The sequence below is a fragment of the Ruegeria sp. ABD4_443 genome (genome assembly GCF_056160865.1).
In genome coordinates, this window is record NZ_JBSWYA010000002.1 from 225,855 (window position 1) to 242,849 (window position 16,995).

At 58.9% G+C, this 16,995-nt stretch carries 14 protein-coding genes; 3 read left to right on the forward strand and 11 right to left on the reverse strand.

Annotated elements, in window-relative coordinates:
• Nucleotides 1-383: 383 nt before the first annotated feature.
• The 11 genes from ACXAG8_RS05185 to ACXAG8_RS05235 all read right to left on the reverse strand — a co-directional run bounded on the left by ACXAG8_RS05185 (nt 384) and on the right by ACXAG8_RS05235 (nt 13,771).
• Nucleotides 384-953: a contact-dependent growth inhibition system immunity protein gene (locus tag ACXAG8_RS05185; RefSeq protein ID WP_475222686.1), complete on the reverse strand. Its 570-nt coding sequence runs from the start codon at nt 951-953 to the stop codon at nt 384-386.
• Complete coding sequence (locus tag ACXAG8_RS05190) at nt 950-1,894, reverse strand: endonuclease toxin domain-containing protein (RefSeq protein ID WP_475222687.1); 945 nt, start codon at nt 1,892-1,894, stop codon at nt 950-952. Before ACXAG8_RS05190 ends, ACXAG8_RS05185 begins: the two co-directional genes overlap by 4 nt.
• Before the next feature lie 26 nt (nt 1,895-1,920).
• Nucleotides 1,921-2,394 (reverse strand): hypothetical protein, encoded by a 474-nt coding sequence (locus ACXAG8_RS05195; RefSeq protein WP_475222688.1) that lies wholly within the window; start codon nt 2,392-2,394, stop codon nt 1,921-1,923.
• A 276-nt stretch (nt 2,395-2,670) separates the two neighbouring features.
• Entirely contained in the window at nt 2,671-4,659 is a 1,989-nt protein-coding gene (gene rpoD, locus ACXAG8_RS05200; RefSeq protein ID WP_475222689.1) for an RNA polymerase sigma factor RpoD, read from the reverse strand.
• 113 nt (nt 4,660-4,772) lie between these two features.
• Entirely contained in the window at nt 4,773-6,722 is a 1,950-nt protein-coding gene (dnaG, locus tag ACXAG8_RS05205; protein ID WP_475222690.1) for a DNA primase, read from the reverse strand.
• A gap of 1 nt (nt 6,723) precedes the next feature.
• Nucleotides 6,724-7,059: a hypothetical protein gene (locus tag ACXAG8_RS05210; protein ID WP_475222691.1), complete on the reverse strand. Its 336-nt coding sequence runs from the start codon at nt 7,057-7,059 to the stop codon at nt 6,724-6,726.
• A 35-nt stretch (nt 7,060-7,094) separates the two neighbouring features.
• Nucleotides 7,095-7,640 carry a sarcosine oxidase subunit gamma gene (locus tag ACXAG8_RS05215; protein WP_475222692.1) on the reverse strand — a complete coding sequence of 182 codons (546 nt, stop codon included), beginning with the start codon at nt 7,638-7,640 and terminating at the stop codon, nt 7,095-7,097.
• Nucleotides 7,633-10,566, reverse strand: a complete 2,934-nt coding sequence (locus ACXAG8_RS05220) for a sarcosine oxidase subunit alpha family protein (RefSeq protein ID WP_475222693.1) — start codon at nt 10,564-10,566, stop codon at nt 7,633-7,635. The genes ACXAG8_RS05215 and ACXAG8_RS05220 overlap by 8 nt, the downstream gene beginning before the upstream one ends.
• The gene (locus tag ACXAG8_RS05225) at nt 10,563-10,826 is read right to left on the reverse strand and encodes a sarcosine oxidase subunit delta (RefSeq protein WP_475222695.1); all 264 of its coding nucleotides are present in this window, start codon (nt 10,824-10,826) and stop codon (nt 10,563-10,565) included. The genes ACXAG8_RS05220 and ACXAG8_RS05225 overlap by 4 nt, the downstream gene beginning before the upstream one ends.
• A gap of 55 nt (nt 10,827-10,881) precedes the next feature.
• A complete protein-coding gene (locus ACXAG8_RS05230) occupies nt 10,882-12,135 on the reverse strand; it encodes a sarcosine oxidase subunit beta family protein (protein ID WP_475222696.1) in 1,254 nt (417 codons plus the stop codon).
• 205 nt (nt 12,136-12,340) lie between these two features.
• Nucleotides 12,341-13,771 carry a Glu/Leu/Phe/Val family dehydrogenase gene (locus ACXAG8_RS05235; protein WP_475222697.1) on the reverse strand — a complete coding sequence of 477 codons (1,431 nt, stop codon included), beginning with the start codon at nt 13,769-13,771 and terminating at the stop codon, nt 12,341-12,343.
• A 426-nt stretch (nt 13,772-14,197) separates the two neighbouring features.
• On the opposite strand from ACXAG8_RS05235, the gene ACXAG8_RS05240 reads away from it, so the two are divergent.
• Genes ACXAG8_RS05240 through ACXAG8_RS05250 form a run of 3 tightly spaced genes read left to right on the forward strand, consistent with a single transcriptional unit; the run spans nt 14,198 to nt 16,993 of the window.
• Nucleotides 14,198-15,847, forward strand: a complete 1,650-nt coding sequence (locus ACXAG8_RS05240; RefSeq protein ID WP_475222698.1) for a pilus assembly protein TadG-related protein — start codon at nt 14,198-14,200, stop codon at nt 15,845-15,847.
• Complete coding sequence (locus tag ACXAG8_RS05245; RefSeq protein ID WP_475222699.1) at nt 15,844-16,422, forward strand: TadE/TadG family type IV pilus assembly protein; 579 nt, start codon at nt 15,844-15,846, stop codon at nt 16,420-16,422. The genes ACXAG8_RS05240 and ACXAG8_RS05245 overlap by 4 nt, the downstream gene beginning before the upstream one ends.
• A complete protein-coding gene (locus ACXAG8_RS05250; RefSeq protein ID WP_475222700.1) occupies nt 16,409-16,993 on the forward strand; it encodes a TadE/TadG family type IV pilus assembly protein in 585 nt (194 codons plus the stop codon). Before ACXAG8_RS05245 ends, ACXAG8_RS05250 begins: the two co-directional genes overlap by 14 nt.
• Nucleotides 16,994-16,995: the final 2 nt, after the last annotated feature.

Consider the following 16,995-nt stretch of genomic DNA (forward strand, 5'->3'; position numbering starts at 1 on the left):
CGGGGGTCATCAGTGTTGCCACCTCGCCCCGACCCGTCCCATGAGTGGACCAACTAGAAATAGCCAACCCGCCCCCGCGCGCCTTGCGAGATCGTGCCAATTGATTTTCAGATTTTGCCAATCCGCGCGAATGGCCCGCACAGGAAAGAAAAAGGCGCCCCGCAGGGGCAAGCCCATGCGGTAAATGTTGAAACGGCGCTGGAACACCCCTTGGTCTGTGGGAGTTTTATTGCCATTCGCACCCGAAGATTTCTTCGGGTGCGATATAACAAAATAAGAGCAGGCGTTGGCTCAGCTATAAGCAAGGACCGCTCTGCGGACTAAGTGTTAATTCGCTGCGGTTGCGCCAAGGTCTGCTTCACCTGGCGTCTCCCTTTCAGAACCTATGCTGAACGGCTCACCTCCAACGCCTGCAGAATGGCCTTGCCAAACGTTTCATCCGACACGTCTTCCGGCAAGACCGTATCTTCATTGCCGCGAATGCCCTCCCAACTGGAACGCCCGCGATAGCGCCATGGCTTGAGCCTGATCTTTGCGTCCTGCAAAGTCAGCGTCACGCTCCCTGCGCCGTTGTACAGCGCTTTCAGGGTCTTGACACCCGCGCGCGCCTTCTCGGCTTCATCCAACGCCTTGATTTCCTCTTTTGTCGGAAACCGCATGATTGACTCCCATTCCGGGTGATCGGGCGTTATGAAACGGCTCGCCATGAGCGCCGCACGCGCTTCACGCCCGATGTCTTCTGCATTCATGTTTGGCGCGAGGTATTCATTGTACCCCTTGGGATCGGGGCATCCCCGTCGATAGACCGCAAATGAGACAATCTTGGTGAAAGCCCGATGCGCATTAATGATTGCGTCCTTGGACTCCCTAGGAGGCTTGGAGTGCTTTTTCCGCTCAGCCGCTTCCGCACGCCGTTTCGCGATCCATTCTTCCGTGGTCAGGACTTTTTTCATCGGATACGGCTCACTTCTACGTCGATCCCCAAACTCTCAGCGTAGTCTATCGCCCGTTGAATTTGAGTAAACTGTTCAGGTGTTGTGTCATTTGGAATGGCGAGTTCAAGGCGTTTGAGGTCGATTTGGTCTGGACGCAATGGGAAGGCATTGAGATTGGACCCGTCAAAGCCGTCGATCTGATCAATGTATCGCTTCAATGCCCCGTAGATACGGCTGGGCCGGTCCACATATCCCGGCGCGCGTGTGTCCAGTGTCTTTGCGCTTGTGGCAAGGCCTTGATCGTCGTCGAAGAAGTCGAACGTCTTAAAATTGTCAGGTGTACGCTCTCCCAAATCGCCCAGTCGTTCAAGATGATCCTCCCATGGTCCGCCTTGTTCTTTGATCGGACCTCCCCAGCGGATGCCGGGGTTGTCGATAGCATCCCAGTCAGGATCGGATGGCAGACGACGGGCGTTTTCAGCCTCGTCCAATAGTTCGTCACGCAAACGGTCGGGATCACTCGTATCACCGCTTCGCCCTCTGCGGCGCAACAACTTCGCGGCCAATCCCGCAGGGGCCACGTTCAATGCGATCAACGTATTCAGATAAGCCCGTTCCCGCGCGGCCTCTTCCACCTGATCCAAGGTCGCACGGCACTGGGCATACTCGTCCATCACCATGCCGGGGCGGGTCTCAACAGCGTAGGCATATTCCGAGAACGCTTTCGCCGTTTCCGGGAAATCACGCCAAAATGCCTCAATCTCTTCGATACGGTCTTCAACCGCTTGGCTCATTTCGTCCAGTTCGGCCTGTTCTTCGTCCGAAAGCGTTCCAAACCGTTCGCGCGCCGACAGTACGCCCAGTCGAGTTACCCACACGAGGTTCTCGGGAATCTCGGTCAGCGTTTGCCAAATGTCGGTCAGCGTGTCCTTGATGGCTTCCCAGACACCTGCATCCACACCGCGACCATGGGCGACCTGAGCCGCTACGAAATCAGGCGCACTTTGCCGTCGTCACGGGACCGCCAGATGTACTGATCAATCCCAAGGGCGCGTTGTCTGCGTTCATTGATCAGCCCGGAAAATGACGTGATCAGGTTCTCTTCCATCGCACGACGGACGGAGTTGAAGCGGCTTGGACGCTCGCCATGATCGGCCCAGATCGTCTCCACCCGCTCCGACCACGCCTGAATCGCGGCGGCCTTGTCGCCGGAAACATCCTCCAAGTCGGCGACGGAAAGAGGCGCATCAAACCCCTCGCGCGTGAACCGCAACAGGAGGTCAGCATTGATCTGATTGGCAAAATCCAGATTGGTGGCAAATTGCTGCTGCAAAGCCGCAAGGCCGGGGATATCTGCTTTGCGCGATAGCGGGCGTGCAACCACCCCTTGCGTGCGGTTCGACAACACAAAGCCGCCGCTTCCGCCTGACCTTAGAAATTGAGGAAACTTCGTTTCCATGAACCACGCCGCATCCGAATGAACGGGGGACATTTTCACGGAATCCAGTTAACCGGGTGAAACCACACCGTACGTTGCTTACATGCTCTTATCAGTGGGAACGGACGTTCAGTCACAGTGCAGCATCGGTCAAAATGGGCTCAAACCGGAACATCGCTGCCCACGCGGCTAATGGCAGCATTCTCTTCAAGGGAAGCGGCTCCGTCACATGTGCATCGGAGCCGTCTGGTATCAACATTTACCGCATGGGATAGCCCGCAGAGGACGCCTTTGAAATCACTGATCCAGGAAGGACCGCAGCTTGCGGGATCTGCTTGGGTGTTTCAGCTTGCGCAGCGCCTTTGCTTCGATCTGGCGAATACGTTCGCGGGTCACGCTGAACTGTTGGCCCACTTCCTCCAGAGTGTGGTCGGTGTTCATGCCGATGCCGAACCGCATCCGCAGAACCCGTTCCTCGCGCGGGGTGAGCGAGGCCAGAACCCGCGTGGTCGTTTCCTTGAGGTTTTCCTGAATGGCGCTGTCCAGTGGCAGCACGGCATTCTTGTCCTCGATGAAATCGCCCAGTTGGCTGTCTTCCTCGTCGCCGATTGGCGTCTCAAGGCTGATCGGCTCTTTGGCGATTTTCATCACCTTGCGAACTTTTTCGAGCGGCATTTGCAGCTTTTCAGCCAATTCCTCGGGCGTCGGTTCGCGGCCGATTTCGTGCAGCATCTGACGACCGGTCCGGACCAGCTTGTTGATCGTTTCGATCATGTGAACCGGAATACGGATCGTACGCGCCTGATCCGCGATCGAACGCGTGATCGCCTGACGGATCCACCAGGTCGCATAGGTCGAGAACTTATAGCCGCGGCGATATTCGAACTTGTCCACCGCCTTCATCAGGCCGATGTTTCCTTCTTGAATAAGATCAAGGAATTGCAAGCCGCGGTTCGTGTATTTCTTGGCGATTGAGATCACCAGACGCAGGTTGGCTTCGACCATTTCCTTCTTGGCCTGGCGGGCTTCTTTCTCGCCCTTTTGAACCTGCTGAACGATGCGGCGGAATTCGGGGATATCCAGACCGATATATTGCCCGACCTGTGCCATGTCGTTGCGCAGCTCTTCGACCTTGTCGGTCGAACGCTCGATGAACATCTGCCAGCCCCGGCCCGGCTTTTCCGCCATTTCGGTCAGCCAGTTGGGGTCCAGTTCACGGCCGCGATAGGCGTCGATGAATTCGCGCCGGTTGATGCGCGCCTGATCGGCCAGTTTCACCATCGCACTGTCCAGCGACATGATACGTCGGTTGATGCCGTAAAGCTGGTCGATCAGCGCTTCGATGCGGTTGTTGTGCAGGTGAAGACCGTTCACCAGCTCTACGATTTCGGCGCGCAGTTTCTGATAGGTCGCCTCATCCTTGTCGCTGAACGACCCGTCTTCGTTCAAGGTGGCGGAAATCCGGCTGTCCTGCATTTCCGACAGCATCGAGAAATCGGTCGAAATGCGTTCCAGCGTCGTCAGAACCTGATCCTTGAGCGCCGCTTCCATCGCGGCAAGGGACATGTTGGCCTGATCGTCCTCGTCATCATCATCGTCGCTGGCAATCGGGTTGCCGTCAGCATCCAGTTCCGGGCCGGTGTCCTTTTCAGGTTTGGCGGCCTTGACCGCGGACGTATCGACCACCGGCTCTTCGACGTCGCCGTCTTCGTCCATCTGGTTGCCAAACGTCGCCTCAAGGTCGATCACGTCGCGCAACAGAATGTCTTCGGACAGAAGTTCGTCATGCCAGATGGTAATCGCCTGGAAGGTCAGCGGGCTTTCGCACAGCCCGGCGATCATCGTGTTCCGGCCTGCCTCGATCCGCTTGGCGATGGCAATCTCGCCCTCGCGGCTCAGCAGTTCGACACTTCCCATTTCGCGCAGGTACATGCGCACCGGGTCATCTGTGCGGTCAAGTTTCTCGGTCGACGCCCCGGCCAACGCGACCTCGCGCGGGCCTTCGGTCGAGACCAGCTCGGTCGATCCCTTGTTTTCTTCTTCTTCGGCTTCTTCGTCTTCGATGATGTTGATGCCCATTTCGGACAGCATCGACATCACATCTTCGATCTGTTCAGAACTGACCTGATCGGGCGGCAGAACCTGGTTCAGCTGATCGTAGGTGATGTAACCTTTCTCGCGGGCCTCGGCGATCATCTTCTTGACCTGGGCCTGGCTCATGTCCAGCGAGATTTCCTGTTCCTGCTCGTCGGATTTGCGGTCTTCGTTCGTATCCTTGGCGGCCATTCAATGCTCCTGCAGGGATGGGTGATTCGTTTGACCCGAATCATTAGCGCGTAGAAGTGATTCGGCCACCCGTTTACCCGTTTTTCTTTTCCAGTGCCTTACGAAAACACCACTTATCGGCGTTTCCTCTCGAAATTGATGCCGGACATAATCGCCTCAAAGGCGTCTTTCTCGTCGCGGTTGATTCGCGCGCCGTTGTCGGCGATGTCGAAAACGGCCTTGTCCTCGTTCTGGCTGCGGCTCGTGCGGTTGCGCTCTTCGGCGGCCTGCGCCAGCCGGTATGTCAACGCCTCGTCGGCCAGTTCGGAAAGCTCCTCGGCCGCTTCGGCAATCTCGGCATCCAACCCCCGGAGCGCTTTGATTTTCGCGAGTTCCTCGGCCAGCGTCATTTCGGCCTTTTCAACTTCGCCCGGATTATGCACGCAGGGGATCACTGCGACATGGCGAAGGGCCAGCAGGTTTTCAAGAGGCTCAGGCCCCAAAGTTTCAACAATATGGTCCCCAAGATTGTCGGGGTCGTCGATTGCATGGCGCAGAACGGCGTTCCGCAGCGCGGCATGGTCGGGGTCGTGACACTCCATCTCTTCCAACTGATGTTCGAACTGCACCACCACCTTGGGGTTCAAAATGGCGATGGCCAGGATTGCCGCTTCGCGCAGTCGGATATCGGCATTTTCGGACGACGCCAAAAACGAGGCGCGCGCACCGGGCGAGGCTGGTTGCGCCGGTGGCTGCCATTTGCCGCGCGGCTGCCATTGCCGATTTTGCGTCTGGCGCTGCGGCCGGAACAATTGCCAGCGCAGGTCCTTGATTTCCTGCCCATAATGCGACCGGATCGACGGATCGCGGATCAGTTTGATCTTTTCGCGCAGCGCTTTGTCCAACGCGGCCTTGCGTTCGGGGCTGTCAAAGACCTTGCCCTCAGTCTCGCGCTGCCACAGCAGTTTGACCATGGGAATTGCAGCTTCCAGAACGGTTTGCACCGCCTTGGGACCGTCGGCGCGCAGCAGATCATCGGGGTCTTTCCCTTCGGGCATCAGGGCGAACCGCAGGGATTTCCCCGCCTCAAGCAAAGGCAAGGCCAGATCAACCGCCCGCATCGCCGCGCGCAGCCCGGCCGTATCACCATCCAGTGCGATGATCGGCTCGTCCGAAATGCGCCACAGCAACTGCAACTGGTGTTCGGTAATCGCCGTGCCCAACGGAGCGACCGAGGCCCCGAACCCCGCCTCGGCCAGCGCAATCACGTCCATATACCCTTCGGCCACGATCAGGGGCTGCCCCTTGCCCGCCGCTTGGCGAGCGGGGCCATGGTTGTACAGGCTGCGGCCCTTGTCGAACAACTCGGTCTCGGGTGAGTTCAGGTATTTGGCGTTGTCATTGGGGTCCATCGCCCGACCGCCGAACGCAATACACCGACCACGCGGATCGCGGATTGGGTACATGATGCGGTTGCGGAACGTGTCATAAGGTTTCTTGCCCTTGTTCGAGGGCTTGGCCAATCCGGCCCCCAGAATCAGGTCTTCGGCCACGTTCTTGCCGCGCAGATGATCCCACAACGCCTGCCAGCCGTCCGGGGCAAATCCGATTTCCCACCGATCCAACGCAGGCTCATCCAACCCGCGACGGGTCAGGTATTCTCGGGCGCTTGCCCCTGCCCCTGTCTTGAGTTGCAGGCGGAAAAACTGAACCGCCTGCTCCATCACCTCGGCCAGTTGCGCGCGGCGGTCCTGTTTTTCCTGCGCCTTCGGGTCGCGTGCTGGCATCGGCATCCCGGCTTCACGCGCCAGAATCTCGACCGCTTCGATGAACGAGACATTTTCGGTTTCCTTCACGAAACTGATCGCGTCCCCTTTGGCGTGACAGCCAAAGCAGTAATAAAATCCCTTTTGGTCATCTACATGAAAAGACGCCGTTTTTTCATGGTGAAACGGGCATGGCGCCCACATGTCGCCCTTGCCCTGATTGGACTTGCGCTGGTCCCACATGACCTTGCGCCCGACGACCTGGGACAGGCTTAGCCGGGTACGCAGTTCATCAAGGAATCCGGGCGGCAATGACATTTTAGTTTTTCAGATCGTTTTTCAAAGCCTGTATCTGGTCCCAGTTGTCGACGCATTGCTGGTACAGGATTTCGCCCAGGTCTTTCTTGCGCAGGTCTTTACGCTTTTGATCATAGACCCAGGACGTCAGCTGAGGAATGGCCTGGCTGTAATTGGCGGGCCAGGTCGGGTTTGACGATGCGATGGTGCTGGCGACATCCGCCTGTTTTACCCGATCCAGCCGCGCCTGCTGAATGGCGCGGACGACATCCGCTTGGTAGCCGCAGCTTTCTTCTTTGCTTTCCGCGGCCAGAACCGGCGTCGTCATCAGAACAAGGGCAAACAGGGGGCGAAACATACGGTGGCTCCGGAATCAGTTGAGGTCCCGAAAGCTTACCCTCGTGCGGCGACACCTTCCATCGCCCTTTTCAAATCGTGAACCAGCGACGCGGCCATCGACCGGAACACCATGATCTGAAACGCCGTGTCCCCGACACGCGTGATCGAGGCCGTCATATGAAAAAGCAGGCTGCGCGCGGTATGCCCACGTTTGAAATGCGCGGGCCGCAGATCAACAGGCACAAGCCGCGCCAGAACGTCCTCGGCCCCTGCGCCCTCAAGCCGAACAACAGCCCAGGCGTCGGACTGATCGACGATGGCCGCATGTTCAAAAAGCGATGCATCCGGTGTCGGCCCGACCAGCATGATCGCGGAATGGCCAAACCAAATGGCGCGCGCACCCGCCTTGCCCGTGGCACGGTTGGCCGCCGGGCAGGTCATCCCATGCGCCGATTTCAGCACCTGCGACAGGGCTTTCCGATGGCCCTTGAACGGCGTCACCGAATGGATCGTTCCCGCGTCGACTTCGTGCAGCGCGACCGCGCCGACATTCAGCGGCAACAAGTCCGCACAGGGGGTCTTGGCAATCAATTCACCCACGAACGCGCCCTCCTTCCGGGTCAAAGAACACAGGGTTGACCACCTCGCACAGGGTCGTCACACCGCGCAGGTGGTCAACCATCTTGACGACCTCGCCAAGCCGGTCCGGCCCGTCCGCCAGAAACGCCAGGCCCAGCATCGACCCCAGGGTCGGGGAAAAGCAGACGGATGTAACATATCCCTGATCGTTCACGCGCACCGGCTCTGCCGCTTTGTCGTACAAATGCGCCCCGGCCAGCAATTGGCGGCTTTCGCCTATGGGCTTTAGACCGACCAGACGTTCGCGCCCAGGCTGTTCCAGGCCGGGCCTTTCCGACATCGTCTTCCCGATACAGTCCTTTTTCTGCGAAACCATGCGCCCCATGCCGATGTCATACGCGGTCGTGCGCCCGTGAATCTCGGCATGGGTGATAAAGCCCTTTTCGATCCGCAGGACGTTCAGTGCCTCCATCCCGTACAGCCCGCCGCCCAGCGCCGCGGCCTTTTCCGCCAGAATGTCAAACAGGCTGGCGCCATAACGGGCCGGCACCGCGATTTCATAGGCATGCTCGCCCGAGAACGAGATACGGAACAATCGCCCCTGAACGCCCAGCACGGTGACTGGTCCGCAGGCCATGAATGGCCAGCTTTCGTCGTCGATCGGATGGTCCAGCAAGCCGTTCAGCAGCTCTCGCGATTTTGGACCCGCAACCGCGAATTGCGCCCAGTGTTCCGTCACCGAAGCGAACGAGACATCCAGTTCCGGTTGCAATCCCTGATGTACGAATTCCAGGTGCTTCATCACGTCCCCCGCCGCTGCGGTTGTCGTGGTCATCAGGTAATGCCTATCCGCCAGTCGGGCCGTGGTCCCGTCATCCATCACGAACCCGTCCTCGCGCAGCATCAAGCCATACCTGACGCGACCGACCTTCAGCGACGAAAACACGTTGCAGTAAACGAAATCCAGAAACTTGGCCGCGTCAGGTCCCTGAATATCTATCTTGCCAAGGGTCGAAACATCGCAGATCCCAACCGCCTTGCGCACCATGGTGACCTCGCGGTCACAGGACTGCCGCCAGGTCGTTTCGCCCGCCTTGGGGAAATAGCTTGGGCGATACCAAAGCCCGGCCTCGACCATCGGCGCACCCCGATCAACTGACCCGCCGTGCGAGGTTGTAAACCGCTGAGGCCTGAAACCCTGCCCCTCGGCCCCGGCGCCCAGCGCCGCGATGGCGATCGGTGCATAAGGCGGCCGAAACGTCGTGGTCCCGGTCTCAGCTATGCCGCGCCCTGTTGCGTCGGCCAGAACCGCAAGCGCCGCCACGTTCGAGTTCTTGCCCTGATCTGTCGCCATCCCCTGCGTGGTATAGCGTTTCATATGCTCGACCGACCGAAAGTTCTCGGTGGCGGCCTGCTTGACATCCTTGACCGTCACGTCGTTCTGGAAATCCAGCCAGGCACGCCCTTTGCCGGGCACCGCCCAAAGCGGCGTTATGACATATGGCGCATCTTCGGCCTGCGGAACGGATATTTCCGGCGCAGAAAACCCAAGATCTGTCAGCGCTTCCTCGGCGGCGGTCGCCCCTTCGCGCAAACACGCCGCTGTCGAAAACGCCCCTTTGCACGCCCCCGCCGTGATCATGCCGGGAACCGCGCCCGGCGTGGGAATAAAGGCCGCGATCTCGTCCTGCCAGGTTGGCCGTCCATTCATGTGGCAGGTCAGATGAACCGAAGGGTTCCAGCCGCCGGACATCGCCAGGCAATCCGTTTGTATCCGCTCTTCCCCGCTTGCGCGCCGCACGGTGATGGCCTCAAGGCCCTTGCGCCCGGAACTGTCGCAAACCTGAGCGCCGCGCAGAACGGGATAGTCATCCGACAAGGGGCCATCATGACGGCTGTCAATCACTGCGGCCACGTGAATACCCGCATCCAGCAGGTCGCGCGCGGTGCGGTGAATGTCATCTGAATTGCCAAAAACGGTCACGTTCCGCCCGGGGCTGACACCCCACCTGTTCAAATAGGCGCGGACCGCACCGGCCGTCATGATCCCCGGCCGGTCATTGTTGCGAAACGCCACCGGCCGCTCCAACGCACCTGCCGCCAGGATGGACCGTTTCGTCACGATCCGCCAATAGGTCTCCAGCGGGGCGCCACCCGTGCGGCGACCAGAGTGATGGCCAACCCGTTCCAGCGCGGCATATGTTCCCTGGTCATACGCGCCCGCAACCGTTGTCCGCGACATCAGCCGCACATTGTCCAGCGCACCAAGCTCGGCCAGCACCGCATCGACCCAGACAGGTCCCGGCTTGCCATCCACCTCAAAACTTTCGGCCAAAAGCCGCCCGCCCATACGACTGTTTTCATCGGCCAGAATAACATCCGCACCGGCCCGCGCGGCCTGTAATGCCGCCATCAGCCCCGCTGGCCCGGCGCCAATTACCAGAAGATCGCAAAAGGCATAGGCACTTTCATACTTGTCCGCATTTTCCGCACCCGACAAGGCGCCCAGCCCCGCCGCACGCCGAATGACGGGCTCGTACAGCTTCTCCCAAAAGCTCTTGGGCCACATGAAGGTCTTGTAATAAAACCCGGCCCCCAGAAAGGGCGAGGCCAGATCATTGACCGCCATCAAATCAAGGCTAAGGCTGGGCCAGCGGTTCTGGCTGCGCGCCACCAGCCCGGGGTAGATTTCCTGCATCGTGGCGCGGACATTCGGTTCCTGCGCGGCACCCGTTCCAACAGTCACCAGCGCATTCGGTTCTTCGCTTCCGGCGGTTAAAACGCCGCGCGGCCGGTGATATTTGAATGACCGGCCCATCAGGCGCACACCATTGGCCAGCAAGGCAGACGCCAGAGTGTCGCCCCGAAAGCCGGAATATGTCACGCCATCAAAAACGAACGACACCGGATCAGAGCGATCAATCAGCCCCTTGCCCCCGACCCTCATGCCGAGACCTCCGACGCCAGCTCTGATCCCAGCATGTCATGGGTCACCGTATCCCGCGTCACAACGATCCACGCACCGCACCCGCCCTCGTGATACCACAGCTCACGCGTGACACCGGCCGGGTTATCACGCAGATAGACGAAATCATCCCACGCCGCTTCCCCCGCATCCGGCGCCGGCCTCTCCAGATCGACCGCCGCACCGCGGTAATAGAATTCACGCCGGTCGCGCTCCCCGCAATGCGGGCATGAAATCCTCATGACACGCCCCCACGCTTCATCTTTTCACAAATACTCGAACCCGACATCGCAACCCTCAATGCAGATTGTGCTGAGAGCCCTTGCCCTCTTCATCGATAATTCCCAGACCCGACCGAAACCGGTCCAGGCGAAACCCGGTGGCGTTTTCGTGATAGTCGCCCGTGGCAATCAGATGACCGAATACATTCCCCGAACCGGGCACCGCCTTGAACCCGCCGTAGTTCCAGCCGCAGTTCAGATACAGCCCCTCGATGCCCGTGTGATCAATGATCGGCGACCCATCCGGCGTCATATCCATGATCCCGCCCCAGGATCGCAAAACCCTGGCCTTGCCGATCATCGGCATCAGGGCCATCCCTGCCTCCATCACGTTTTCAACCGTGGGCAGGTTGCCGCGGGCAGCGTATGAGGCATAAAAGTCCAGATCCCCGCCGAACACCAGCCCGCCCTTGTCTGACTGGCTGATATAGAAATGCCCCATGCCAAAGGTGATGACCTGGTCGATACAGGGCTTGAGCCCCTCGGTCACAAAAGCCTGCAGGACGTGGCTTTCAACCGGCAACCGCATTCCGGCCATCGCCGCCACCTGCCCCGAACGACCCGCGGCCACCATCGCCACCTTCTTGGCCCGGATTGGCCCGCGCGTTGTTTGCACGCCGCGCACCGCGCCATTTTCGATATCAATTCCGGTAACTTCGCAATTCTGGATCAGGTCCACGCCCCGCTGGTCGGCCCCACGGGCATACCCCCAGGCAACCGCGTCATGGCGCGCGGTACCGCCACGCGGATGATACAGCCCGCCATAAAGCGGAAACCGCAGATCGTCAAAGTTCAGATAGGGCACCATGGCGCGCAGCCCGTCCCGGTCCAGCAAGATGGCATCGTCGCCCTGGCTGATCATCATATTGCCCCGGCGTGCCGCTGCATCCCGCTGACCGTCGGAATGAAACAGGTTGATGATGCCCCGCTGCGAATGCATGACGTTATAGTTCAGGTCCTCCTCCAGCCCTTCCCACAGCCGCAGCGAATGCGAATAGAACTCGGAATTGCCCGGCAAAAAATAATTGGCCCGCACGATCGTGGTGTTGCGCCCCACATTTCCGCCGCCGATATACCCTTTTTCCAGCACGGCGACATTGGTCAGACCATGCTCTTTGGCCAGGTAATATGCCGTGCTCAACCCGTGGCCGCCGCCGCCGATGATCACGATGTCATATTCGGCTTTCGGCGCGGGGTCGCGCCAATGCGGCGTCCATCCCCTGTTGCCTGTCAGGCCCTCCCTGAAAACTCGCAAACCGGAAAATCGCATTCAAACCCCCGTGCGGAACTGCCGGTATCAAACCAACTCGTCCCAGCAGTAACAAGGCCCGCCACGCAAACCGCCACCGTTTTCGACGCAAACTTGTCTGGGGGCGACCAATCCTTGGACCGCGCCGCGACCCCTTTAATTGCGCCAATAAAAACGGCCAGCGCAGATACGCTGGCCGTTTCCTGTTACCCTGGTCTCGGGACGCTTACAGACCCTTGGCGCGATAGCTTTTCGAAACCCTGTCGATCGCCACGATATAGGCCGCCGTCCGCAAGTCACCGACATCGGCACGATCATGCCAGACCTCGCTCATGGACTGATAGGCGATCCGCATCGTGTCATCGAGCCCCGAGCGCACAAGCTCCAGCTCGTCCGCGCCCTTGAGGTACTTGGCCTTGAAGTCCGGCGACATCGACCAGGCATCGCCCAGGTACCTGTCCAGCCGCTCCAACTCGCTGACGATAAGCTCGTGCCGGGCCTCTTCCTGGCGCCGTTGCATCCGGCCGAACCGGATGTGGCTGAGGTTCTTGACCCATTCGAAATAAGAAACCGTCACACCGCCCGCATTGGCATACATGTCGGGAATGATCACCGTCCCCTTTTTGCGCAGCACCTCATCCGCGCCCGCCGTCACCGGGCCATTGGCCGCCTCGATGATCAAGGGTGCCTTGATCCGGTCGGCATTGGTCAGGTTGATCACCCCTTCCAGCGCGGCCGGGATCAGGATGTCGCATTCCTCTTCCAGAACGGCACCGCTTTCGGCGGTATGCGTGGCGTCGGGATAGTCCCTGACGCCGCCATGCTTGATGATCCATTGGCGCACGGCCTCGACGTCTATCCCGTCGGGATCGTACAGCGCCCCGTCCCATTCGATGATGCCCACGATCCGCGAGCCATCCTCTTCGCTCAGAAACTTCGCGGCATGATAGCCGACATTCCCAAGCCCCTGGACAATGACCCGCTTGCCGTCAAGCTTGCCGGTCAATCCAGCCTTTTTGACATCCTCGGGGTGCCGGAAGAACTCGCGCAGGGCGTATTGAATTCCGCGTCCCGTCGCCTCGACCCGCCCGGAAATTCCGCCGGCGTTCAACGGTTTTCCCGTCACGCTGGCGCGCGCGTTGATGTCGGTCGTATTCATCCGCGCATATTGGTCCGCCATCCACGCCATTTCGCGTTCGCCCGTTCCCATGTCCGGGGCCGGAACGTTCTGGGATGGGTTGATCAGGTCCCGCTTGGCCAGTTCATAGGCGAACCGACGGGTGATCTGTTCCAGCTCATGTTCTTCGTATTTGCGCGGATCGATGCACAATCCGCCCTTGGACCCGCCAAACGGGGCCTCGACCAAAGCACATTTGTAGGTCATCAGCGCCGCCAGCGCCTCAACCTCGTCCTGGTTCACGGCGGTGGCATAGCGGATGCCGCCCTTGACCGGTTCCATATGTTCGGAATGAACCGAACGATAGCCGGTAAACGTGTGCATCTGGCCGCGCAACCGGACACCGAACCGTACCGTATAGGTGGCGTTGCACACCCGTATCTTTTCCTCCAACCCCGGCGGAAGGTCCATCAGGGACGCCGCCCTGTTGAACATCAGATCTACGCTTTCCCGAAAGCTGGGTTCTTTGATGACCGTCATAGAATCCTCCGCGTCATTGGACGACATACGTCACGACTTTTTGTCGCACCCTTGGCCGATGGTCGCAATCGTCAATTGCATCTTTTTTCATCATTTTGTGAACGGCTGATTAAGCGCAGCCACAGCGAGTCGCAGTGGGAAAAAACCCATCAAATTGTCCCTTGACCAGAAACAAATCCGGACGAAACCGGGCCACTACGCGCGATTTCCGTTCAATAATAGCAGCATAGTGGCGATAGCGCCCAAATCTCGCCACGTTCCAAGTCTAAATTATTAAAGTTGCGAATTACTGGCTTCACCACGTTTGGCCGGCAGAGGGATTTCGTTATGCGCAATTTTGATTGGAATTCAAAATCAGGCTTCTTGGCTGCTTTGGCAAAACGCCACGGCAGGACATCGTCGTTCTGGTCGTCTGAAAGTGGCCTGATGACAATCATGGCCCTGTTTTTCATGCTGATCATCTTTACCGCCGCCGGTTTTGCCGTCGACGTGATGCGATATGATCGCGAACGGGCGCGGCTTCAATATTCGCTGGACCGGGCCGTGCTGGCCGCCGCCGACCTGGACCAGGACCTTTGCCCCAGCGTCGTAGTCCGCAGCTATCTGGAAAAGGAAGGGCTGGACCAGTACCTGGTTGGCGATCCTGTTGTCACGCCCGATCTGTGCGGCACAAGCGAAGTGACGATCGAAGGGTACCGCCGGGTCGAAGCCACCGCCCAGATGGATATCGGCATGCATTTCATGCAGTGGTGGGAGGTCGATTCGATCACCACATCAGTGACCAGCGTCGCCGAAGAAGCCATTGACGACGTGGAAATCTCGTTGGTGCTGGACGTTTCGGGTTCGATGAACAGCTATAACCGGCTGGAAAACCTCAAGGACGCCGCCCAGAACTTTGTTCAGGAAATGGTCGACAAGACCGAGGACGGCAAGCTGTCGATTTCCATCGTGCCCTACGCCACCCAGGTAGCACTACCCGATTACCTGGTCGATGAATTAAATGTCACCGGTGGCAACAGCTTTGCCAATTGCATCAACTTTGAAAGCTCGGACTTTTCGACGACGACCTTTGACACGGGCGCGACGTATGAAAGCACGCTGCATTTCACCCATTGGGGCGAATATGACAAACGTCCGGACAATGACATCGTCTATAGCGAGATTTGCGACATCGAAGAAAGCCGCGAGGTTGCCGTTCTGCAAAAAGACCCGGACACGTTGAATGCGCAGATCGAGAATTTCCAGGCCGGCGGCAACACTTCGATCGAGCTGGGCCTGAAATGGGGCCTGACATTGCTTGACGAAAGCTTTCAGCCGGTGATGGCGAACCTTGCCGGCACAGATATCCCGGCTGAATTTGCCACCCGCCCCAGCACCTATGCCAGCGCCGACGCGATGAAGGTCATCGTTTTGATGACGGACGGCGCGAACACGACGCAATACCAGGTCAATCCAGGCTATCGCACCGGATCGTCCGACATCTGGTGGAATGACGACGAAGAGATCTACTCTTATTTCGACGTGGATTCGAACAACTTCGTCTGGGAAGATGTGCCGATCGGCGAATGGGACAGCTCTAGACGCTGGTATTGGGCGCGTGAAACCCGCCAGCAGCACGCATACGGAAACGGCACCTACCGCGTGTATCGGTGCCGGGATTACCGCAGCGGTCGGTGCCGCAACTACGATTACAGCAGGCATGAAGACAGGAACGAGGCCGGATCGGCAACCGAACTGTCCTGGCCCGATGTCTGGATGACAACGACGCGCTACAAGATTTATGACATGTATCGCGACAACCTGGGCTCTTCCTTTGCCTATGACTGGTACTACGATGCCGTCAGCAGCGTCGGGTCGTCGACCAAGAACACCCGTGCGCGCGCCCTGTGCGATGCGGCCAAGGCCAACAATGTCATCATTTTCACCATCGCGTTCGAGGCCCCCGACGCAGGCAAGACCCTGCTTCAGGCCTGCAAAAGCGACGACGGCGCCTATTACGAAGCGACCGGCACCGAGATCGTCGATGTTTTTGCCTCGATCGGCTCAAGCATCCGGAACCTGAGGCTGACCCAATGATCACGCGACTTCTTGCCAAAGCGCGCAGTTTCCGGCGCGATGAAACCGGCAATGCCCCAATCGAATTTGTCATGTGGTTTCCGATTTTCCTGATGACCACCTATTCAGGCGTCGAGATGGGCATCGTTGCCTGGAACCATGCCAACCTGGAACGCGCGCTGGATGAAACCATTCAGGACGTGCGTATGAACCTGATCGACAAATACGACACCTCGGCCGACGCCCAGTGGACACATACCCTGCTCAAGCAGATCATTTGCGACAAGGCAGGTGCCATTCCGGACTGTTTCGCGAACCTCGCGCTGGAAATGGTCACCGTCGACCCTTACGTGGGAAACCCGATGCTCGCCTCGGGGTACGAAGACCCCTTTTGCGTCGATACGCCCGAAGAAATTCGCGGCAAGGACGACCAGTTGTTCGAACAGGGAACCTCGAATGAACTGATGGTCATTCGCGCCTGCGTCGAGATCACGCCGCTTTTCTTCGGCACGACCCTGGGCAAGCTCGCGCAGCAGGATCCCGACGGTCAATATGAACTGCATGCAACATCGGTATTTGTCCATGAACCGATCTGATCAACCACTCCGCAAGCTCGTCACCGGGTTTCTCCGCCAGTTTTCCCGCAAGGAAGACGGTATCGTCACCATCGAAGCGGTGATGATATTTCCCCTTATTTTCTGGGGGATGTGGGCATCTTACAGTTTCTTCGACGGGTATCGCCACAGCGCGCGCAACCTCAAGGCCGCCTATGCCGTGGCCGACGTCCTGTCACGCGAAAGCAGCACGGTCAACTCGGACTATATCACCACTCTCTATGATCTTCAGCAATGGATGATCTCGGACCGTTCGGACGTATCCATGCGGGTGTCGTTCCTGCGCTGGGACGAGGCTGATGACCGCCACTATGTTCTGTGGTCCTGTGTACGTGGCGAAAGCTATGATGAATGGACCGACGCAAGCGTAGGCGACATCAAGGACAAGTTGCCGGTGATGCAGGACAACGGCACCATGATCCTGGTTGAAACCCTGGACCTGTATACCCGACCGTTCAAAATCGGGTTCGGCGATCAGGAATTCTCGATGGAGAATTTCATCTTCACCCAGCCGCGCGGGTATCACAACATCAACGCAACCGACGACTGCTGAGA